Here is a 19,428-nt window from a genome sequence, read left to right on the forward strand (position 1 = left end):
CCGCCGTCACCGGCGGGTCTTTTACTGCCCAAAAAATATGTAGACCGATCTATTCTAGGAGAGTTCCATGGACGCGATCGTCTTCGGCGCGACCGGTTTCATCGGCCGTTCCCTCGTCGCCGAACTGCTCGCCCGGGGGCAGCGGGTGGCGGCGGCCGTACGCAACGACACCCTCACCGCCTGGCTGACCTCCCAGGGCGTCGACCTCCGCGGGCTCGAGATCGTCACCGCCGACATCACCCGACCGCTCGAGGAACTGCCCGACGTCCGGGACGTGTACAACGCCGCCGGCCGCTTCGCCTTCGGCCTCAGCGAGCAGGACGCGCGGTCGGTGAACGTCACCGGGGCGCTGAACGTGGTCGAGTGGGCCGCCACGCTGCCCCGGCTCCGCCGGCTCGTGCACATCAGCGGATACCGGGTGAGCGCGGCCGACGGACACCCCGACTACACCGCGCTGGGAGCCTACGAGGCGTCCAAGTTCGAGGCCGATCTCGCCGTCCGGGCCCGTGCCGAGGCGCTGTCGGTGCCGCTGACCGTCGCCAACCCCAGCACCGTGATCGGGCCGGGCCAGTACATCGGCCTGGCCACCCTCGTCGAGGACCTGTGGAACGGGCGGCTCCCCGCGCTGCCCGGAAGCTCCGACACCTTCCTGCCCGTCACCACCATCGACTACCTGGTGCGGTTCCTGGCGGAGATACCCGCATCGCCCGTGGGCGAGCACTACTGGGTGCTCGACGACACCACCCCGCTCCTGCCCGACCTGATCGGCACGATGGCCGCCCACATGGGCGTACGGGCACCCCGCCGGACCATCCCCGCCGGCCTGCTGCGGCGCCTGCCGCAACGGTTGACCGGTGCCGACCCCGAGACTCTGTCCTTCCTGTCCGCCGACCGCTACCCGACCGCCTCCGCCCACGCCTTCGCCGCGCGCACCGGCCTGGAGATGCCTCCGGCGACCGAGGCCCTGCGCACCTGGGCCGACGACCTGGTGGCCGCCCGCTTCGGCTCCGCATCGCCCTGGCAGCGCCCGTACGGCTTCCACACCGTCGCCGGCGCTCCGACGTGGGCGACCGGCGACCGGCACCGCCCCTCCCACGTCCTGCTGCACGGCCTGCCGATGAACGGCGACCTCTGGAGGCCCCTCGCCGCCCACCTCCCCGGCCCCGTGCTCGCCCCCGACCTGCCCGGCCTGGGGCGCTCGGGCCCCTCCGCACAGCCGGTCGACGCGTGGCTGGCCGAACTGATGGGCCCGGTGCAGACCCGTCCCGTGCTGGTCGCGCACTCCCTGGCCTGCGGGGCCGCGCTCCGCTTCGCCGTCGGCCATCCGGACCGCCTCAGCGGCCTCGTCCTCGTCTCCCCGGCGTTCCTCCAGGCGCCCGCCCCGCGGCTCGCCCGCTCCGTCCTGGCCGCCCCGATGCTGCGCCGCATGCCGGCCCCCCGGCTGGCCCGGACGCTCGGTGTACCCGACGGACCGGAGGTGCAGAGCGCCGCGGCCGACCTGAGGCGCCCCGGGGTGGCGCGGCGCGTGACCGCGTCCCTGCGCGCGCACACCGCCGAGCGCCACCGGTTGCGGGCACTCCTCGACCGGGTGGCCGTACCGGTCCGGATCGTCGTGGGTGCCACGGACCCCCTGACCGAACCCGTCGACCTCCCGGTGACCGAGATCGCCGGGGCCGGCCACTACCCCCAACTGACCCATCCCACTCAGGTCGCCCACTCCCTCCGCACCACCGGCGCTCCGACCGGCGCGTGAGCCGGAGACCTGAGCGGACGTCAGGTCCGATAGGGCCAGATCCCGCTGTGGCAGGCATCGGAGATCGGGGGCGCGGCCCTGGAAGGACGATGTCCATCATGGCGGCATGGGGAAGGAGAAGCCACGTCCTCGCGGCCCGTTGAGGCCCGAGTTCAAGGCCGAGGCCGACGCGCCCGTCCGCTTCGGTCTGAACAGCACACGAGCCCCGATCCCCTGTGCCGTCCGCCGAGCACCTGCGGTGCCTGTCGTCCTTCGAGGCAGCCAGGTGGACCTCGGCGGTTCGCTACGCCGTGGGGACGGTGAGGCTGCCTGCCCGGATCGAGTCGAGCAGCGCGTCCTTGACCTGGGGCGGCATCAGGTTCAGGGCGTCGATGGCCTCGACGGTGAGCGGGACTTCCTCAAGCAGGTACTCGCCGCGGTCGTCGTGCTGGAACTCGGGTCCGGTGCGGTCGTCGAAGTTCCAGGAGCGGATCCGGGCGGTGTAGAAGTCCTCGGCTTCGCCCTTGTCGTTCTCCAGCCGGCAGAACGGGCGCAGGTCGGCGGCCTCGCCGGCGATCTCTTCGCGGACTTCCCGCAGCAGTGCGGCCTCGAGACCGGCGTCCTCGGGCTCCACACCGCCGCCGACGAGGACCTGGTAGGCCGGGATGCCGGGGCGGATGCGCGTGATGACGAGCATGCTGCCGCGATCGGTGAGCAGGACGGCGCGCACGCGCTGCTTCATGAGCTGGTCTCCCTGGTGGCGTGGTGGTCGGTCCTGCGTCAGTGAAGCATCCAGCCGCCGTCGATGGTCAACGCCTGGGCGGTGATGAACGATGCGACGGGGGTGACGAGGAAGGTGACGGCGGCGGCGACGTCGCCGATGCATGCGGGAGCAGGCCGGGCCGCGCCTGCTGTTCGTGAACATCACGTTGCAGGCCGGCCGCTGCAGGTGCGGCCGGCCTGATACTGGCCAGACGATCGTCGGGCGGGGGCAGTGGTGGACGGGTGGCTCCTGTGGGGCGGGCTGGCCGCGGGGCTGCTGATCGCGATGGTGACCGCACCGGTCGGAGTCTCCGGCGCGGTCTTCCTCCTCCCGGTGCAGCTCAGCGTGTTCGCCGTCCCGAACCCCGCGCTCACCCCCACCAACCTGCTCTACAACGTCGTCGCCGGACCCGGCGCCCTCGGCCGGCACCACCGGGCGGGCAGCCTGTGGTCCCCGCTCACCCGCCGCTTGATCACCGGTACGCTCCCCGGTGTCGTGGCCGGAGCCGCCCTGCGCGTCTTCGTGCTCCCCGGCCCCGCCGTCTTCCGCATCATGATCGCCTGCCTCCTCCTGCCGCTGGGCCTGTGGCTGTGCGCTCGTACCCTGCGTCCTTCCGCGCCGGCCGCGGTAGGCACCGGCGAACCGTCCCCCGGCACGCTCACCGGGCTCGCCCTGGCGGTGGGGGTGGTCGGAGGCCTCTACGGGATCGGCGGAGGCTCCCTGCTCGGCCCGATCCTCGCCGGCCGCGGCCTGCCGATGTCCCGCCTCGCCCCGGCCGCCCTCGCCGCCACCTTCGCCACCTCCGTCGTCGGCGCCGCGACCTTCGCCCTCCTGGCCCTGTTCCACGGCGGCGACATCGCCCCCCACTGGCGGCTGGGCCTGGCCTGCGGCCTCGGTGGCCTCATCGGCGGCTACCTCGGCGCCCGCCTCCAACCCCGCCTCCCCGAAACCCTCCTGCGCCTGCTCCTGGGCCTGCTCGCGATCGGGACCGGCACCCTCTACGCCGCCCAAGCGCTCACCTGACCAGGCGGGTTGGCCCGGTTGCTGCACGAGCTGGACGAAGTGGACGACCTCGCGTCCGCGTTCGAGCCCTCAACGGACGGCTTTGGACGGAACCGGCCTTGCCGTGGTCGCTCACCAGTCCCGGCCGGCGGTCAGTATTTCCGTGTCCGCGTCGGTGAATCCGTATGCCGACGCGATGAAACGAAACTCATGGCAGATCCATTCGCGCGCGACCGTCTCGATCTCGCTTCCGGCCGCCACGAACTGCTCGTCCAGCAGGTTGAACTCTTCCGTGGCAGCCTGGGTGACGCGATACAGGGCCTCCAGGCCCGATGGAGGTTCGGCCTCAAGACGCTCGCAGAGCTGCTGCAGGATTCGCTTCCCCCCGTCCACTACGCCGTCGGGGAAGTACGGGTCTTCGTACATCGCTTGCAGGAACGCGTGCTCCGACACCTGCTCGTTGGTGATCGGCATGGCGCCCCCCTCTTCCCCGCGATCGGCTGACGCACCGATCATGCACTGCACCACTGACAGCGGCGCCACGCCTTTACCGCTTCCGGTGTTTCCCGCCTTGCTTCTTCGGCGCCGGCTGTTCCGGCTGCGGCTGCGGCTGCGGTGCGGGGTTGAGGATGCGGCAGGCGGCTGCGTAGTCCTCGGCTACGGTCACGGTGACCCACTGGAATCCGTCCCATTCCAGGATCAGGCGCGGGGCACGGGTGTTGAGGTGGGCTGCCCGCTGGGGACCCGCTGCGAGGGTGATGGCCTTGAGCTCGCCGGGCTTGCGCAGACGTCCTTCACGGCGTGCGGCCCACAGGTCGAGCGGTTCGTCTTCGGGATTCATCGTCGTACCTCCGTCGTGCAGAGGCAGCACGCTATCGGCTCCCGGCGGTACGTGCCCGCTTGTTGCGACGGTCTCAGGTCGATTGCCCGGGTTGGCAGCAGTTGATTCGGTTGTAGGCCGCGGTAGGTCATACAGTCCCCCACATGAGTGACAAGGCTGAGGACTGGGTGTCTACGGGTAAGGCCGCGCGGCGGTTGGGGGTGTCTACTCGGACGCTGCGCCGCTACACCCTGGAGGGGGTGTTGGAGGATCGTCGGTCTCCGGGTGGCCGGCGGGTGTTCCGGGTGGGGGATCTCGATGTGCTGGCCCGGAAGCGTGGCGCTCCGGTGGAGCAGCCGGCGGGGTCGGTGGTGCTGTATGGGCGGGTGTCTTCCCACCGGCAGCGGGCCGAGGGTGATCTGGACCGGCAGATGGAACGCCTTCGTGTGGCGGCCGGTGACCGGGTCGTGGCCGGGGAGTTCACCGATGTGGCCTCGGGGTTGTCGGACAAGCGTAAGGGGATGCGGCGTGCGTTGCGGGCCTGCCAGGACGAGGGGGTGGCGGTGCTGCTGGTGACGCACGAGGAGCGGCTGGCTCGGTTCGGTACGGGCTTGCTGGCGGAGGTGGTGTTGCCGTCGTGGGGGTGCCGGCTGGAGATCGTGGGCGGGGACGAGGAACTCGACGGGGTGCAGGAGGGGGATCTCGCGCGGGACATGCTCGCGGTCGTGACCTCGTTCTCGGGGCGGCTGTATGGGGCGCGGTCGGCGAAGGCTCGGGCGTTGACCTCGGCGGTCAAGTCCACCACCGGCGAACGGGATTTGTAGGCCACAGTTGGCCATGTCTAAGGTCCTTCCTTGTTGGTTGAGGAACTGATCCGCCGAGAGGGGGTCGTGATCGTGGCAAGGAAGCGCAGCAGTGCGCCGCAGTCCCGCATCCACCGGCTGATCTCCCAAGCCAACAAGGGCACCTGGACCACCGGCACCCGCGCCACCCCACACACCTACGACAGAACCTGCCGCTGACCACCACCGCCCCTGCTGTGTGGACGAGCCGGAGATCGTCATGGACGACATGTTCTGGCGGCAAGCCGGGCGATGCCAACGGGCCGACGGGCCGGCCGGCTCAGGGTGGCGCCGGGGCGGTGGTGTGCCGCAGCCGTGCGCGGGTGACCAGGCCCGATCGCGTGGCTTAGGGTTTCCGCCATGACCCGAACAACGCCGCCGCGCCCCGTGCCTGTCGAGGGGCTTTTTCCGAAGCTGGAGGCGTTCAGTGGTGTGACGACGCGGCTTCACCCGCGGGCGGGACGTCCGGACGCGTCGGTCAGCTCGGTCGGCGGTCCCCTGCTGTGGCCGGCCGGCGAACCGTGGCCGATGTGCACGGAGCCGCACAAGCGCAGCAGCGGGTACCGCGTCGCGGACATCCGTCGCAGGCGTCAGGTGCTCGCCGACGCCTGGGCCCGGGACCGGCCGAGTGAAGAGGAACGGGCCCTGCTCAAGGAGCTGGGCCGCAGGCATCGTGAGCGGGAGATCGCCGACCACGATCCGATTCCGCTGATCGGCCTGGTCCAGCTGTACCGGCGGGACGTGCCGGGCCTTCCGCCGGGCCCGGAAGGCTGCGACCTGCTCCAGGTCCTCTGGTGCCCGTTCGAGGCACATGGCCCCACCCGCCATGGCCTGGCCCCGCACGTGCGCTGGCGCCGTTCCGACCAGGTTGCCGTGCCGCTCGACGTTCCGCCGCAGCCGGCGCTGGTCGGCTTCGAGGGCGCGGTGCCCGAGCCGTGCGTGCTGCACCCCGAGCAGGTCATCACGTACCCCTACGCCGGCTCGCTGCCGACCAGGCTGTGGAGAAAGATCGCGGCCTGGGAGGATACGGAGGAACGCAAGGCGGAGAAGCGCGGTCTGGACGACGAGCTGGTCACCTACCACCATGACCTGTCGATTCCGCAGGGCTGCCGGGTGGGTGGATTCCCCTCCTGGCGCACGACCGACCCCCACCCCATGATCTGCGAAGCCTGTGCCGCCCCCATGGTCCTCCTGCTGGCCCTCGACAGCCATGAGTGGGACGGCGCCGACGGCAGCTGGATGCCCACCGAAGAGCGGGACGTCGCCGAACACCTTCGAGACAGCCGTCCCACGCAGCTCATGATCGGCCGAGACGGCCTGCTGAACATCTTCGCCTGCCCAACCGCCCCCGGGCACCCGCACCGATGGAACCTCCAATAGATCAGGCGGAGATCCTCGGACCGAGCGCTGTTGCCTCCCAACCCGCGAAGAGTCCAATCTTCCGACGGACCGCCCGCCCCCCTCTGCGCCCCGCCCCCCTCTGCGCCCCGCCCCCCTCTGCGCCCCGCCCCCATCAGCGGCCCACCACCACCACCAGCCCCGCCCACAGGGCGGGTTCCGACGGGTCGTTGCCGGTGTCCTCCAGGACCTTCAGCAGTTCGCGGGCGGTTTCGTGGACCCGCGTGGGGAAGGCACGTGCCACGTCGCGGGTGGGGTCGGCCACGCTTCGAGGGCGTCCGCCACGGGCACGGTGGGCCGGTCCCCGCGGGCGAACGAGGCGGCGCAGGCCTCGGCGACGTCGCCCACCGCCTCGCACCACCGCTCCAGGACACGTAGTTGCTCCGCCGGCGGTCCCTCGTCACGGACGGGCATCCGGCGCAGCGCGGCCAGGGCCCGTGCGGCGGCCGGCGACGTCGCCACGGACGGACCGCTCTGCCCGCAGCGGCGCAGCAGCCGCTGCTTGCGCCCTCTGCGCAGGGCGAGGAGCAGGGCCCCCGGCGGACCCAGGGGGACCAGCGTCCCGGACAGGAACCGCAGGACGGGCAAGGCGAGCGCCGAGACGACGAGCGAGGTCCGGCGGCCGCGACGAGCAGGAGGACGGCGACGGCGGCCAGCGCGGCCGTGCCGCCGTCGCGCAGATCGCACCCGAAGCGGGTCGGACCCGTTCCCGGACAGGAGACGGACGGCGGGTCCCAGGGCGTCGGCGCCTCCCGGTTCGGCGTGTACGTATCGCCGGCGTGCATCGCCTTCATCCTGCTCGACGCCCTGCGCCTGCAACACGTACCAGCAGTGGCCGCAACTCCCGTACGGTCGGCCACCACTTGACCACCGGGAACAGCCACCAGCCCGGGGCGAGCCGAGGGGTGTCCGGTGGTGTCCTTCTGCGTGACCGTGTCGCCCTGAGGAAAAGGGATTGCCTCGGGGGAAGAGCTCACGTTGGGTTGGCAGCATGACCGAACTGCACACCGATCGCCTCGCCCTGCGCCGATGGCGTGACTCCGACCTTGCACCATGGGCGGCGATGAACGCCGATCCCGACGTCCGGGAGCACTTGGGCGACCTGCTCACCCGTGAACAGAGCGATGCTTCTGTGGCACGGTTCCAGGCCGATTTCGACCGGCGAGGCTACGGCTGGTGGGCCGTGGAGGTCCGGGCCACGGGAGAGTTCATCGGCTTCGCGGGTCTGGACCAGGTGGATGACGGCATGCCCTTCACCGGAGTGGAGATCGGCTGGAGGCTCGCCCGGTCGGCCTGGGGCCAGGGCTACGCCACCGAAGCCGCCCTGAAGGTCCTGGCCTACGGCTTCGACACGCTGGAACTTCCCGAGATCCTCGCCGTCACAACGGCTACGAACCTCCGCTCGCAGGCCGTGATGCGCAGGATCGGCCTGACCCGCGACCCGGCTGACGACTTCGACGACCCCGCCGCGCCCGAAGGACCCCTGCGTCCGAACGTCCTGTTCCGCATCACCCGCGGTGCGTGAGCCTCACGTTCTTGGCCGAGTCGCTGATCATCAGGTCCGCGACGGCGCTGCAGGTGTTCCTGATGCGAGAGCCGGCCTCGACGCGAACAGAATGATCACGCCGTCCGGTGCCGCGGCCTGAGGTCAAGAGGCTTGCGTCCGCAGGAGAGTTGGGGTCAGGATCGAACCATGATCAAAGGTGTGATGTTCGACTTCTCGGGGACCCTCTTCCGCGTGGAGCCGACGGAGGACTGGCTGCGCGCCGTCGTGAGCGCGGCAGGAGTGGAGGCGACCGAGGCGGAACTCGCCGCGTGCGCCGCCCGCCTGGAGGCAGCGGGAGCACTGCCCGGCGGCGCCCCACCCGTGCGACTGCCGCACCACCTGGAGCAGCAGTGGCAGGCCCGCGACCTGAGCGCCGAAGCCCACCGCTCGGTGTACACGGCGCTCACGCGCGAAGCCGGACTGCCCTGGCCGCAGCTCGTGGAGCCGCTGTACGACCGTCACCACACCCCGGCCGCCTGGCGCCCGTACCCGGACACGGAAGCGACCCTGCGCGCCCTGCGCGAACGCGGGGTGCCCGTCGCCGTCGTCAGCAACATCGGCTGGGACCTGCGGCCGGTCTTCCAACACCACGGCGTGTACGACCTCGTCGACGCGTACCTGCTCTCCTACGAGGAGGGCGTCCAGAAGCCGGACGCACGCCTCTTCGCGACCGCCTGCGAAGGGCTCGGCCTGCCGCCCGAGGAGGTCCTGATGGTCGGCGACAGCCAGGAGGCGGACGGCGGCGCGGCGGCCCTCGGGTGCCGGGTGCACCTGGTCGAGCACCTGCCTGTCGAGCAGCGGCCCGACGCGCTGGCCGAGGTGCTGCGGGCGGTGTGAGGACAGCACGCCACCTCGGGCATCAGGCCGCGTGGATCCGCTGCCCGTCCGGTCCGGCCTCGACCTTCAGATCCCTCCAGCGCGCCGCGTCCAGGCCGGCCGGCCAGCCGAGTTCACCATGGCTACGCACCTCCCGCTGGCTGCGCACGCGCATGAACTCCACCTGGGCCACGAACCCGCCGACCGCTCCGCCCGTCCCGTCGCCTTCGAGGCGTACCAGCAGATCGGACCCGAACGGACTGTCCAGCGGAGCGATCAGGACACCGCCGGGCGCGAGCTGCGCCAGCCAGGCCGGGGGGATCCGACGGACGGAAGCGGTGGCCACGATCCGGTCGTAGGGTCCGGCGGCCGCGTGGCCGAGTTCCCCGTCGCCGGCGATGACGAGCGGACGCAAGTCCAGCTCCGCCAGCCGTCCGGCGGCCCGGGCGGCGAGCTGCGGATCGATCTCGACCGTCACCAGGTTCCCGGCACCCACCCGGACCGCGAGCAGCGCCGTCGTGTAGCCGGTGCCGGTCCCGATCTCCAACACCCGGTCACCGGGACGCGGGTCCAGGTGACGCAGGAGCTCCACGATGACACCGCTGGAGGAGATGCTGGAGGTGAAGGCACCGTTCGCGGCCCCTGTCGGCGGGATGCGGCCGTCGTCGAGCTGGGTGATCAGGGCCACGCCCGGCAGGTACACCGCCTTGAGCCAGGCCCGCGGCCGCTCCGCCCGGTCGATGAGACTGTGGAGGCCGTCCTCGCGGGGGGCCGGCCACCACACCCGGTCCGGCACGAAATGCTCCCGGGGAACGGCGAGGAACACCTCGTACAGCCATCCCGCACCGGCGAACCCGCGAGGGCTGCGGCTCATCTCCTCGGCGCAGCGAGCACGCAGGGCCTGGGCGGTCACCGGCATCGCGACGGACCTACTCGTCGCCGCTGTCGTCGGGCTCGGGCATCGGATTCCCGGGATCCCCCGGACTGGAATACGGGCCTCCCACCTGCCCGTCACCGGACTGCCGGTCATCGCCGCGCACCACAGCCCCGGCCGCGACTCGACGCACACTCCGTGCACTTGGCATGTTTCCTCCACTTGATGGTGTCGGCGCCGACAGGGTAGCGGCGGGGCCCGGCCGGGGAGAAGGCGACGCCCGACGTCGGCGTGAAGTCCCGGCCCGCGGCGCGACGTCGAGCGGCTGCCGCAGTACTGTGCCGGCACCTCGGCCGGACTTTGTCCGCCGCGACCCTGCTCCTCCAACCCGTCCGTGCCGTCGGCCACCGCCGCCTGGCCCCGGGCCGTACCGCCGCCTGGCCCCGTCCGCCGCCGCCGCCCTCTTCCGCCTGGCCGGCGGCATCAGCGCCGCCGTCATGCTCCTCAGGTGGCGACCTCGGCGTCCACGGACACCAGGCTGCCGGGCGGGGCGGCTCCGGGGCGCTCGGGAGGCTGTCACGGTTTCTGCGAGGCAGGCTGTTCCCATGAGGACACATCCTCGTCCGTCTGGGCGGCACGGCGGGCCTTCCCGGCCGGGAGCGGGCGGGCACGGCGAGGTCCTGTTCACGCTGGCTCGGTGCCTGCCCTTCGCGATCGCGCTGGGAGTCCTGGGCATCGAGCTCTCACCGGCACACGACCTGGTCACGGGCCCCGTCCTCACCACGACTCCGGCGCTGGCCGCGCTGACGATGGGCCCGGCGGGCACACTGTCCGCGGCCGCAGTCGCCGTGTGCGTGAACGTGACCTCCGCGACCTACAACCAGTCCTGGGGAACCCAGACCCAGCTGATCATCGGCAATTTCCTGGGCCTGATCGTGGTGTCCGTGGCGAGTGTCATCCTGAGTAATGCAGTGCGCACGCGCAGGCAGATCGAGCTCGACCAGGTCCGTCGGATCGCAGTGGCGGCCCAGGAGGTCGTCCTGAGGCCCGTCCCCGAGCTCCTGGGCCCGGTGCGAGCGGCCAGCCTGTGCCTGGCGGCCGGGACGGGGGCGCAGATCGGGGGCGATCTGTACGAGGCCGTGCAGACGCGCTACGGCGTCCGCCTGATCGTGGGGGACGTCCGGGGGAAGGGACTGTCCGCCATCCGTGCCGTCGCGGTGGCCTTGGGCGCGTTCCGGGAGGCCGTCCACTACGAGGAAGAAGTGCAGGAGGTCATGAACCACTGTGCGGCAGCGTTGGGGCGCGAGGCCGCCGTACCCGGCACCTACTCCCAGGCGGAACTTCCCGAAGTCCTCATGGAGGGATTCACCACCGCGCTCATCGCCCAGGTGCCGGACGAGCCGGTCGTGCACCTGGTCAACCGTGGACACCCGCCTCCGCTGGTGCTGCACCGGGGCAAGGCCGAGGCCCTGATGCCCGCCTCGCCGATGCCGCCACTGGGCTTCGAAGACCTCGTCGACGGCCCTCTCGCCACGCTCGAGAGCCATCCGTTCCCGGTCGGTGACCGGCTGCTCCTCTACACCGACGGCGTGATCGAAGCCCGCAACCGTGACGACGCTTTCCTCCCGCTGGCGGAGACCATGGAGCAGATACCCGCCGGCACCTCCCCGCAGGAGTTCCTGGACGCACTGCACAAGGCCTTGATCCGCCACAGCGAGGGGCACTTGGCGGACGACGTCGCGATGATCCTCATCGAACGCATCGCCTGACGGCGAGGCGACCCGGGCATCCTCGGCGGTACCGGCCGATTCGGAACCGTTCTCGCCGTGCGGCTCCGCCAAAGCGGAAAGGGCGCGCGCGAGGTGGGCTGTGCCCGTCCATACGCGCAGTCCGGCCCCGGGAGCCGGGCAGCGGCCGGGTCCGGCCCCGGGCGGCGGGCGTTAGCCTGGCGGCATGTCAGAGCGCGTCGTACCGCAGCAGGCGGGCCGTGTGATTCCCCTGGGCCATGCGGACCGGCTGTGGGCCGGCCTGACCGCCGACAGCGCCGTGCCGGTCTTCCCCGAGCCGTTCACGCACCCATCCGCCTGCTCCCGGGCCGGGTACGTCCTGCTGGGTGCCCGCGTGGTCGAAACGGTGCAGGACCGCGGCGGTGCGTGGGGTGTCCGCGAGACCGAGGTGCGCCGGGCGGCGGCGGAGCTGAGGGGCGTCGCAATGGACGCGGCTGACCTGGTCCGCATCGGAGGGCCCCGCAACATCCGGGCGGAGGAACACCCCGGGGGACTGCTGCGGCACTGGCGCCGGCGCATCCTGCGGGACGTGCAGCAGCCCAGGCGCCCCGAGTGGGCAGCAGAAGGGGACGGGGACCGACCGCCCCATCTGGCGGGCATCGACTGGCCGCGGGTGGTCGTCGAGCGGAACCGGGGCCGGACGGAGCCCGAATGGTGGCTGCCGCGCGCCGTGGTGAGGCTGCTGGACGAGGCCGAGCACGCCGAGGCACACCGGCTCCGGACCACCCGGCCCGGCCCGGCAGGCTCGCCCGCAGCCGGACTGCCCGCCCCCTCCCGACCGCCGGCAGCGGCTGTCCCCGCCCCCTCCCGACCGCCGGCCGACGAACCCGCCGCCCCCGTGCGCCCGTACCGCGGGGAGCTGAAGGGCCAGTCGTACGCGGTCCTCAGCAGGAAGCCGGGTACGCCCCGCAGCGTGGCCGGATGGCTGTGCGCCGTCTGCCGCACCGTGCCCGCGGCCGTGCTCGACCACTGCCACGAGCACGGTGACGTCCGCGCCCCGGTGTGCCGGTCCTGCAACACCCTGGAGCGCCCCGACCACCTCTACAGCACCGACGTACGCGTCGCCGACCGCTACGCGCGCCTCTTCGGCTCGGATGCCGTCACCTGGCTCGGGCACTGGCACCGGTGCACGGGATGCCGCGCCCGCACCACCCTGCCCATACCCCACCTCGCCGCCTGGACGGCGCACGTCGCCTGCCGGTCGCTGCGCCCGAGCCACCGCCCCCCTGACGGGCGGCGCAGGCCCTGCGGGGTGCTGCGGGTCTCGTGGACGGGAAGCCACCACGCGCCCCGTTCCTGCCTGTTCACCGTCTCCGTCGACTTCTGCCCCTCGGGCGAGCACCGCGTTCTGGCCCGGGTCCCGTACCGTGAGGCCGCCGGACGCTTCGCCGCGTGGCTGGCGGAGACCGCACCGGTGGTGGCCGCGGAGGCCGGCCCCGATCGTCTGGACGGCCTCCCCACCCGCTTCAGACCGGTCGTCGTGGACACGGGCGGCGGGGACCAGGCCCTCTTCTGACCGGAATCTCTCGTGACCGGCACATCCGCACTGGTGCGAACCATGCGGGGGTGCGCGCAGCCGCCGGTGTCGGGACCGGGCCGCCGACGGCACCGGTCAGGGCGGCGTCAACGCCCGTTGCCGAGGACGTTGTCGAGGTGGGCCGCGAGCGCGGTGCGCAGGGTTTCGGGCGCCATCTTCTGCTCGTCGACGAGGTACGCGACGAGGTCGGCCCGGACGGCGGCCAGCAGGGCGTGCGCGGTGAACTCCGGGGTGTGGACCCCGGGCACCTGCTCCAGCGCCGACCGGAGGATCCCGTGCCACCAGCCGTAGTGCTCGGCCTGGTACGGGCTGCCGAGACCGGCTTCCTCGGCGGCCGTCATCAGGTTCCGGTTCTCGATCTTGAACCGCAGTGAGGCGTCGAGGAGGTCCAGCACCCGCTGCCGTGGTGAGGAGACGGCTGCGTCCTGGGCTTCCTGTACGGCGTTCCGGATCGGTTCGAGGCGGGTGGCGATCACGGCGCCGATCAGTCCGGCGCGGTCGCCGAAGCGGCGGAAGAGGGTGCCCTTGCCCACGCCCGCGGCCGCGGCGATGTCGTCCATCGACACGTTCTGGGGACTGCTGCTGGCGGCGAACAGGGCGTCCGCGGCGGCCAGGACGGCCTCCCGGTTGCGCACGGCATCCGCACGTTCCGCGCGCTGGGCCACGGCTCCTCCTCGGTCTTCGGCCGGTCCCGGCCCCGGGGAATGATATTCGGTGGCTCAGCCGGGCTGCGGCTCGTCATAGGTCACCTCGCGCCGGACGAAAGCGCGGAACGTGCCCGGCGGGCGGCCCGTGAGGCGTTCGACGGTGTCCGAGGTGCGGTCTTCGGCCCCTGCGGCGATGGCCCGGTCCATCTCGGCCAGCAGAGTGGCGAATTCCAGCGGGATCTCGGCCGCCCAGCGGTCGCGCACCTGCTCGAAGGTCAGCTGCCGGTGCACCACGGGCCGCCCGGTCACCTCGGTGAGGATCGCGGCGACGTCGGCGTGGCTCAGCGTCTGCGGCCCGGTCAGCACGAGGTCGGTGTTGGGGGCCCGGTCGTCGGTGAGAGCGCGTACGGCGACTGCGGCGATGTCCTGCGCGTCGACGAACCCGACGCGCCCCTCTCCCGTGGCCGACATGATGGCGCCCTCGTTGCGGATGCTGCGTCCGTGGGGGCTGGAGCCGGCGAAGTTCTGCATGAACCACGAGGGCCGCAGGACCGCCCACTCGTCGAACAGTCCGGGCAGGGCCTGGTGGACCTGGCCCACCGCCGGACCCCCCGCGGGTATCGCCGACGAGCTGAGCAGCACCGCCCGGCGCACGCCTGCCGCCTGGGCCAGGCGGAGGAAGGGCAGCATGACCTCGGCCGGATTGGGGGAGCCGACGGGCGGGACGAGGTAGGCGCGGTCGGCGCCTTCGAGGACCGGCTCCCAGGTCGAGGGGGCGTTCCAGTCGAAGCGGACGCCGTCCGCGCCCACCACCGGAGCGGCCGTCCGGCCGGCGGCTTTGGCGCGGTGGCCCGCGGCGGTCAGGCCGGCGGTGACCCGGCGGCCGGTGGTGCCGGTGGCGCCGATGACGAGGGTGGTTCCGGGGGTGTTCAACGGTTCGCTCCTGTGTGGTCGGCAGCGGGCAGGGTGGCGGCGAGGGGGTTCCAGTAGTCGCGGTAGGAGGTGATGAGCCCGTCCTCGACCGTGACCACGGCGATGTAGCGCATGTCGTAGGGGGCGTCGGCCTCCACCTGGCGGCCGACCCCGCGCATCTCCACCGAGCCCCGGATGTCCTTCTGCAGCAGCAGGCGCAGGCGGTGGCGGAGCAGTTCCGCTGGGGTTCTTGGTGTAGTCGTCATCAGGGCTTCCGTCCTGTCGGTGCTAAACGGACTGCCGGTCCGGATGGTTGAAAGAATACGGACTGGCAGTCCGCTTTTCAAGATCCGGTCGGCCGGTACGGGCCGTCAGGGGTTGGGTGCCGCGCGGCGGGTGATGAGGTCTGCCGCCCGGCCGGCCCGCCCGGGGGCGCCTGGAGGTCGTCGCGGTCGAGGGGTGCTTCGGCGCGGGCCGCCCGGGGTGCATCCGGCCGTCGTGGAGGCGGCCGGGGCCTTCGGTCCGCCTGAACCGCATCCCGCCGGCCGCGGGTGGAGCGGTCGATGGCGGGCGGCGCCGGACGGGCGCGTGTGCTTTTCGCCCGGAAGTCCGCGTGCGGCACCCCGTAGGGCCCCCCTTGCCTGCCCGCAGGGATGCCGCACACGGACCGCCGCACCATAACCTTTAACGGTAATCATTTTCAATAGATGTTCCGCTACGAACGGACCCGCCCCGGCGAACTCGTCCACATCGACACCAAGCGGCCGCTCGGCCGGAACCGGCCGGGGCTCCCCCGCCGCGAAGGTTCAAATGGCGTTCGCCGGACGACGGCCCGCAGGTGTCTGAGGCCCGGGGCCTGAGGCCTGATCCCGAACGCGTACGAGCTGTCGCCGGGCCATCCGGTCGGGCGGGCGGTTCCGGACCTGCTACCACCCTGCTACCTTGCGAGTATGAGCAGCATGAGGAAGCAGACCCAACTCCGCCTGGAACCGGATGTGTTGGCTGCCGGCAAGGACGCGGCCGCGGCGCGCGGCCTGGACTTCAACCAGTACGTGCAGCGTCTGATCACAGAAGACACCACAGGTGCCCGGGCAGCGGGCATGGCTGCCGCCCAGCGGCTCCTGGATGCACACGGTGCCTTCCTCGACGAGCTGGAGGAACACCTCGACGCGCAGCGCGCCCCAACCCGGCACACCGGTCGGGGCACTGCTGCGTGAGCATGTCCCTGCACGTCGACCTGACGTGGATCCTGGAAGTCGCCGAACGCGCCGGCCACCGCGACCCGGCACCCGAGGACCTCGGCGTCCCGCTTGCCGCGGTCGCCCGTCACCGCGCCGAACTCCTCGAGCACCCCGTCTACGACGACCCCACACCCGCGCCGCCGCCCTCGTCCACACCCTCGGCCGCCTGCGCTGGCTGGAACGCTCCAACCTCACCGTCGCCTGCGCCACCGCCGCGATGTACCTGACCGCCAGCGGCATCCCCGCCACCCCCACCCGCGAGCAACTCACCGCCCTCGCCCACGAGCTGTACGACCCCCGAGCGACCATCGGCCGGATCACCGAACTCCTGCGCACCTGGACGTAGACACCACCGACGCCCCGGCGCGCAAACCGGCAGGGACGAGTGTGCGTCCCATGGCTGCTCACTCGGTCACGTGACACACCCGCTTGCGGCGCAGCCGTCCGGCCTGTCGACGTGGGGCATCAGCTGGTCGTGCTGTCCGAGAGCGCCGCCGCGGTTGCGCGGGCGAAGCCTTCCGGGTTGTCCAGCATGATGTTGTGCCCGCAGTCCGGGACCGGGACGACGGCGACGCCGGCTTCGATGAGCGCATCGGTGCCCGGGAGCGGGCCGTCGGCCTCGGGCAGCAGGTAGGTGCGGGGGATCTTCAGGTCCAGCAGATGCTCACGCATGGTGGGGGCGGTGCCGCGGGTGAGGTGGACCGCGCTGCGATGCAGGGCTTCCCGGCCTGCCAGGCGCATCGTGGACCACCAGTGGGAACCGGCCAGGTCTCGGATCACCTCCCAGCCGCCCGCCAGGAACTCCTCCTCGGAGTACGCGGCGATGCCACTGCTGCCCGCAGAGCCGGGCTCGGGCGTGATCGGGTCGAGGTTGGCGTCGACCAAGACCAGGCGGGAGACCAGTTGAGGGTGCCGGGCGGATAGGACGATCGCCACCGAGCCACCCATGCTGTGCGCGATCAGCTCGGCGCCCGTGACACTCGCGCTGGTCAGGGCTGAGGCGAGGGCATCGGCGTGGGATTCCAGGGTGTAGCCGAAATCCGTCGGCCGGTCGCTGATGCCGTGTCCGAGCAAGTCGATCAGCAACGATCGACGTCCGGCGAGCAGAGGATGAACCGCTACCTCCGCGAAGTAGGCCGGCGACGTGGCACCCAGACCGTGGACGTAGACGCGGGACGGCTCCTGCCCCGGCAGCTCGACCCAGCGGATCTGGCTTCCCTCGGGCGTCACGGCGGCGCTGCGCACAGTCTGTTCCCTTCACCCCGGATCGACGGAGAAAAGAGAGTAGCCACCGTGCCTCGGCCCACCCCCACCGCCCCCAGCTCCGGAGCAAGGTCTGGGCATCTGCATCGGCTCGGTCGCGGCGCAGGGCTGTCTCCGCATACCCGAGGGCCTGCCGGGAGTAGGCATGGTTGTGCCAGCTGGCCTTATCGGCCGGCTCCTGGCCACCCTCGTTCACCTGCGCCACGGTGTTACTCACGACGTGCCGGGCCTGCTGGTTCGGCGTGGACCGCGCTGCGGAGTTCCGCGAGGAGACCGGCGTGCAGGCGGGACCGGGTGATCAGTCAGAGCTTCCGCCTCGGATTCATCCAGCGGCGCGTTGGTCTGTTCGGCCTTACCCTGGTCTGGTCACATCGAGGGGACTGCGCTGGCTTGTGATGGGCGCCCCGAGTTGCACAGAGGTTCAGTATGAGTATATTTACTCGTCCACTTTGGGCCGGAATGTGCTCTTGTCTGCTCGCCGGGACACTGGCGTTTGCTGTGCCGACGGAAACATCAGATTCACCCAGAGTTCCAGACCTCTCGTGGAGGGAATGCCCTCCGGCTCCCGAGGGGAGTTCCACCACGGCTGGTCTGGACTGCTCTACTGCCGTCGTTCCGGTGGATTACGAACACCCCGACGGCGCGAAGTTCTCGCTCGCCCTGATCCGCCGGAAGGCTGACAACACGTCAAAAGACGGCACCCTGTTCTGGAATCCCGGCGGACCCAGCGACGCCGGTACCGCCTATCTGCCGGCCGCCATCGGGGGATTTCCCGCGGAGGTCAGGAAGCGCTACGACATAGTCAGCTGGGACCCCCGAGGCATGGGAGGACGCACCACTCCGGTCGTGCAGTGCTTTGAGTCCGCCGCCGCAGAAGAGCGCTTCATGGCCGGGGCCCCGCGTGCTTCTCTGCCGGTGACCGAACGTCAGATGACCGAGTTCGTCTCGTTCCAAAGCCGGCTCAATCAAAGCTGCGTCGAGCACGGCGGAGGGCTGCTTGAGCATGTGTCGACTGCCGACAACGCCCGCGACCTGGACCTCCTCCGCCAAGCCGTCGGGGACGAAAAACTCACCTACTACGGCACTTCCTACGGAACCTTCCTCGGCGCAACCTATCTGAACATGTTCCCGGACAAGGTGCGCGCAGCTGTCCTTGACGGCGCCGTGTTCCCCACCGCGTGGATCCCGCCTGCGTCCAGCGCCGCGCGGACCCCGGCCCAGTCCACTTTCCTGCGAGCCGGCTCGGACCACGGGATGGAGGCAACGTTCGAGCAGTTCCTCACCCAATGCGGCCTCGCAGGGCCGGAGGCCTGTCCCTTCGCAGCCGGTTCTCCGGAACAGACGCACAAGAAATGGAACGAGCTGCTACGGCGTGCTACGGCGAACCCGGTAAAGCTTGACGGAGGTGAGACGGCGGACGGCCTGGCGCTCCTCGGCACTGCCCAAAGTTCGCTGTACTTGATCCGACCGCTGTCCGGCTTCGACCGCTTCCCGGGCTGGGCGGGTGCCGCCGCCGTGCTTCAAAAGGCATGGACCGCATCCGGAGGCACTGCGACCCCGACCTCCTCGACGGCATCGTTCTCCGGCAGCTCCCCGCGTCTCTCACCGGATGAGCCGTCGTCCAGCGGGGTCAGCGCGCCGGAGGCCGCCGGTTATACCACCAGCGTCGGCCGTCAGCGCGCCGTGATCTGCGGGGAGAGCCCCAACCCGCGTGGCGCAGCGGCTTACGCCGAGCAGGCAAGAAAATCCTATGCGCGTGCGGGGACCACGCCGTGGCCTTGGGCTGCAGTGTGCGAGGGATGGACGGCGCGCGCCGCCGATCCCTACACCGGGCCGTGGGATCGGTCTGCGGACACCCCCGTGCTGGTGGTGGGAAACACGTTCGACCCCGCAACGGCCTACAGCAGTTCCCGCACGACCGCGCGCGAACTGCCGGGCAGCAGGCTGCTGACGGTCGACGGCTACGGCCACACCGAACTCCTCAATCCCAGTGGCTGCGCCCAAAGGCACATCGCGGCCTACTACGTCGATGGCACCTTGCCCGCAGAGGGGACTCGCTGTGCTCAGGACGTCAAGCCATTCGGCAAATGAAGTACCGGAACTTTTCGACGGTTCCTTTCGGTTCCTTTCGCTTGGCTTGTGATGCGCTGTGGGTGGGGGCGGACAAAACAGCGCCACCGTCGACTGCGTGGACTCGGCGCCCACCGGGTGGACGCCGGCGTACTGGAGCACAGCGGCGCCCCCGGGT

The 19,428-nt window shown here is 71.3% G+C and carries 19 protein-coding genes and 2 pseudogenes; 12 read left to right on the top strand and 9 right to left on the bottom strand.

What is annotated here, in order from left to right:
• Nucleotides 1-67 precede the first annotated feature (67 nt).
• Complete coding sequence (locus tag LG634_RS21160) at nt 68-1,753, top strand: alpha/beta fold hydrolase (protein ID WP_226735477.1); 1,686 nt, start codon at nt 68-70, stop codon at nt 1,751-1,753.
• Nucleotides 1,754-2,036: 283 nt separating this feature from the next.
• Here the strand turns inward: LG634_RS21160 and LG634_RS21165 are convergent, their stop codons facing one another.
• Nucleotides 2,037-2,474, bottom strand: a complete 438-nt coding sequence (locus LG634_RS21165) for an NUDIX domain-containing protein (protein WP_226735478.1) — start codon at nt 2,472-2,474, stop codon at nt 2,037-2,039.
• Between the two features lie 255 nt (nt 2,475-2,729).
• Here LG634_RS21165 and LG634_RS21170 point away from each other — a divergent pair, with 255 nt between their 5' ends.
• Complete coding sequence (locus LG634_RS21170; RefSeq protein ID WP_226735479.1) at nt 2,730-3,518, top strand: TSUP family transporter; 789 nt, start codon at nt 2,730-2,732, stop codon at nt 3,516-3,518.
• A gap of 111 nt (nt 3,519-3,629) precedes the next feature.
• Here LG634_RS21170 and LG634_RS21175 read toward each other — a convergent pair whose 3' ends face one another.
• Together LG634_RS21175 and LG634_RS21180 are read right to left on the bottom strand one after the other, a co-directional pair.
• The gene (locus LG634_RS21175) at nt 3,630-3,971 is read right to left on the bottom strand and encodes a DUF5713 family protein (RefSeq protein ID WP_226735480.1); all 342 of its coding nucleotides are present in this window, start codon (nt 3,969-3,971) and stop codon (nt 3,630-3,632) included.
• A 73-nt stretch (nt 3,972-4,044) separates the two neighbouring features.
• Nucleotides 4,045-4,338, bottom strand: coding sequence for a DUF6087 family protein (locus LG634_RS21180; RefSeq protein WP_226735481.1), 294 nt, complete (start codon nt 4,336-4,338; stop codon nt 4,045-4,047).
• A 143-nt stretch (nt 4,339-4,481) separates the two neighbouring features.
• Between LG634_RS21180 and LG634_RS21185 the strand changes: the two genes are divergently transcribed.
• The 3 genes from LG634_RS21185 to LG634_RS21195 all read left to right on the top strand — a co-directional run bounded on the left by LG634_RS21185 (nt 4,482) and on the right by LG634_RS21195 (nt 6,539).
• The gene (locus LG634_RS21185) at nt 4,482-5,141 is read left to right on the top strand and encodes an IS607 family transposase (protein ID WP_226735482.1); all 660 of its coding nucleotides are present in this window, start codon (nt 4,482-4,484) and stop codon (nt 5,139-5,141) included.
• A gap of 30 nt (nt 5,142-5,171) precedes the next feature.
• Nucleotides 5,172-5,339: a hypothetical protein gene (locus LG634_RS21190; protein WP_226735483.1), complete on the top strand. Its 168-nt coding sequence runs from the start codon at nt 5,172-5,174 to the stop codon at nt 5,337-5,339.
• A 180-nt stretch (nt 5,340-5,519) separates the two neighbouring features.
• Complete coding sequence (locus LG634_RS21195) at nt 5,520-6,539, top strand: hypothetical protein (protein ID WP_226735484.1); 1,020 nt, start codon at nt 5,520-5,522, stop codon at nt 6,537-6,539.
• Nucleotides 6,540-6,672: 133 nt separating this feature from the next.
• On the opposite strand, the gene LG634_RS21200 is transcribed toward LG634_RS21195, so the two are convergent.
• Nucleotides 6,673-6,822, bottom strand: a complete 150-nt coding sequence (locus LG634_RS21200; RefSeq protein WP_226735485.1) for a hypothetical protein — start codon at nt 6,820-6,822, stop codon at nt 6,673-6,675.
• Between the two features lie 726 nt (nt 6,823-7,548).
• Here LG634_RS21200 and LG634_RS21205 point away from each other — a divergent pair.
• Both LG634_RS21205 and LG634_RS21210 read left to right on the top strand, forming a co-directional pair.
• Complete coding sequence (locus tag LG634_RS21205; RefSeq protein WP_226735486.1) at nt 7,549-8,082, top strand: GNAT family N-acetyltransferase; 534 nt, start codon at nt 7,549-7,551, stop codon at nt 8,080-8,082.
• Nucleotides 8,083-8,250: 168 nt separating this feature from the next.
• Nucleotides 8,251-8,940 (top strand): HAD family hydrolase, encoded by a 690-nt coding sequence (locus LG634_RS21210; RefSeq protein ID WP_226735487.1) that lies wholly within the window; start codon nt 8,251-8,253, stop codon nt 8,938-8,940.
• A 22-nt stretch (nt 8,941-8,962) separates the two neighbouring features.
• On the opposite strand, the gene LG634_RS21215 is transcribed toward LG634_RS21210, so the two are convergent.
• Nucleotides 8,963-9,793: an rRNA adenine N-6-methyltransferase family protein gene (locus tag LG634_RS21215; protein ID WP_226735488.1), complete on the bottom strand. Its 831-nt coding sequence runs from the start codon at nt 9,791-9,793 to the stop codon at nt 8,963-8,965.
• A 605-nt stretch (nt 9,794-10,398) separates the two neighbouring features.
• Here LG634_RS21215 and LG634_RS21220 point away from each other — a divergent pair.
• Together LG634_RS21220 and LG634_RS21225 are read left to right on the top strand one after the other, a co-directional pair.
• A complete protein-coding gene (locus tag LG634_RS21220) occupies nt 10,399-11,562 on the top strand; it encodes a PP2C family protein-serine/threonine phosphatase (RefSeq protein WP_226735489.1) in 1,164 nt (387 codons plus the stop codon).
• A gap of 184 nt (nt 11,563-11,746) precedes the next feature.
• Nucleotides 11,747-13,096 (top strand): endonuclease domain-containing protein, encoded by a 1,350-nt coding sequence (locus tag LG634_RS21225; protein ID WP_226735490.1) that lies wholly within the window; start codon nt 11,747-11,749, stop codon nt 13,094-13,096.
• 107 nt (nt 13,097-13,203) lie between these two features.
• Here LG634_RS21225 and LG634_RS21230 read toward each other — a convergent pair whose 3' ends face one another.
• From LG634_RS21230 to LG634_RS21240, 3 genes and pseudogenes are all read right to left on the bottom strand, one after another.
• The gene (locus tag LG634_RS21230) at nt 13,204-13,782 is read right to left on the bottom strand and encodes a TetR/AcrR family transcriptional regulator (protein ID WP_226735491.1); all 579 of its coding nucleotides are present in this window, start codon (nt 13,780-13,782) and stop codon (nt 13,204-13,206) included.
• Nucleotides 13,783-13,836: 54 nt separating this feature from the next.
• Entirely contained in the window at nt 13,837-14,697 is an 861-nt protein-coding gene (locus LG634_RS21235; protein ID WP_226735492.1) for an NmrA family NAD(P)-binding protein, read from the bottom strand.
• Nucleotides 14,694-14,861, bottom strand: a pseudogene (locus LG634_RS21240) (nuclear transport factor 2 family protein); the annotation flags it as partial. The gene LG634_RS21235 and the pseudogene LG634_RS21240, both read right to left, overlap by 4 nt.
• Nucleotides 14,862-15,626: 765 nt before the next feature.
• Between LG634_RS21240 and LG634_RS21245 the strand changes: the two are divergent.
• Entirely contained in the window at nt 15,627-15,893 is a 267-nt protein-coding gene (locus tag LG634_RS21245; RefSeq protein WP_226735494.1) for a hypothetical protein, read from the top strand.
• A gap of 2 nt (nt 15,894-15,895) precedes the next feature.
• Nucleotides 15,896-16,263 (top strand): annotated as a pseudogene (locus tag LG634_RS21250) (fic family toxin-antitoxin system, toxin component).
• 119 nt (nt 16,264-16,382) lie between these two features.
• Here LG634_RS21250 and LG634_RS21255 read toward each other — a convergent pair.
• Nucleotides 16,383-17,162, bottom strand: coding sequence for an alpha/beta fold hydrolase (locus LG634_RS21255; protein ID WP_226735495.1), 780 nt, complete (start codon nt 17,160-17,162; stop codon nt 16,383-16,385).
• A 636-nt stretch (nt 17,163-17,798) separates the two neighbouring features.
• On the opposite strand from LG634_RS21255, the gene LG634_RS21260 reads away from it, so the two are divergent.
• Nucleotides 17,799-19,271 (top strand): alpha/beta hydrolase, encoded by a 1,473-nt coding sequence (locus tag LG634_RS21260; RefSeq protein WP_226735496.1) that lies wholly within the window; start codon nt 17,799-17,801, stop codon nt 19,269-19,271.
• Nucleotides 19,272-19,428: the final 157 nt, after the last annotated feature.

The sequence above is a fragment of the Streptomyces bambusae genome, from assembly GCF_020532645.1.
GTDB classification, from domain to species: Bacteria; Actinomycetota; Actinomycetes; order Streptomycetales; family Streptomycetaceae; genus Streptomyces; species Streptomyces bambusae.

Bases quoted from the DNA above. Each gene is read 5' to 3' on its own strand.
- LG634_RS21215 (WP_226735488.1), bottom strand. From the start codon at position 9,793: ATGAGCCGCAGCCCTCGCGGGTTCGCCGGTGCGGGATGGCTGTACGAG.
- LG634_RS21195 (WP_226735484.1), top strand. From the start codon at position 5,520: ATGACCCGAACAACGCCGCCGCGCCCCGTGCCTGTCGAGGGGCTTTTT.
- LG634_RS21180 (WP_226735481.1), bottom strand. From the start codon at position 4,338: ATGAATCCCGAAGACGAACCGCTCGACCTGTGGGCCGCACGCCGTGAA.
- LG634_RS21245 (WP_226735494.1), top strand. From the start codon at position 15,627: ATGAGCAGCATGAGGAAGCAGACCCAACTCCGCCTGGAACCGGATGTG.
- LG634_RS21160 (WP_226735477.1), top strand. From the start codon at position 68: ATGGACGCGATCGTCTTCGGCGCGACCGGTTTCATCGGCCGTTCCCTC.
- LG634_RS21220 (WP_226735489.1), top strand. From the start codon at position 10,399: ATGAGGACACATCCTCGTCCGTCTGGGCGGCACGGCGGGCCTTCCCGG.
- LG634_RS21225 (WP_226735490.1), top strand. From the start codon at position 11,747: ATGTCAGAGCGCGTCGTACCGCAGCAGGCGGGCCGTGTGATTCCCCTG.
- LG634_RS21175 (WP_226735480.1), bottom strand. From the start codon at position 3,971: ATGCCGATCACCAACGAGCAGGTGTCGGAGCACGCGTTCCTGCAAGCG.
- LG634_RS21185 (WP_226735482.1), top strand. From the start codon at position 4,482: ATGAGTGACAAGGCTGAGGACTGGGTGTCTACGGGTAAGGCCGCGCGG.
- LG634_RS21165 (WP_226735478.1), bottom strand. From the start codon at position 2,474: ATGAAGCAGCGCGTGCGCGCCGTCCTGCTCACCGATCGCGGCAGCATG.
- LG634_RS21210 (WP_226735487.1), top strand. From the start codon at position 8,251: ATGATCAAAGGTGTGATGTTCGACTTCTCGGGGACCCTCTTCCGCGTG.
- LG634_RS21205 (WP_226735486.1), top strand. From the start codon at position 7,549: ATGACCGAACTGCACACCGATCGCCTCGCCCTGCGCCGATGGCGTGAC.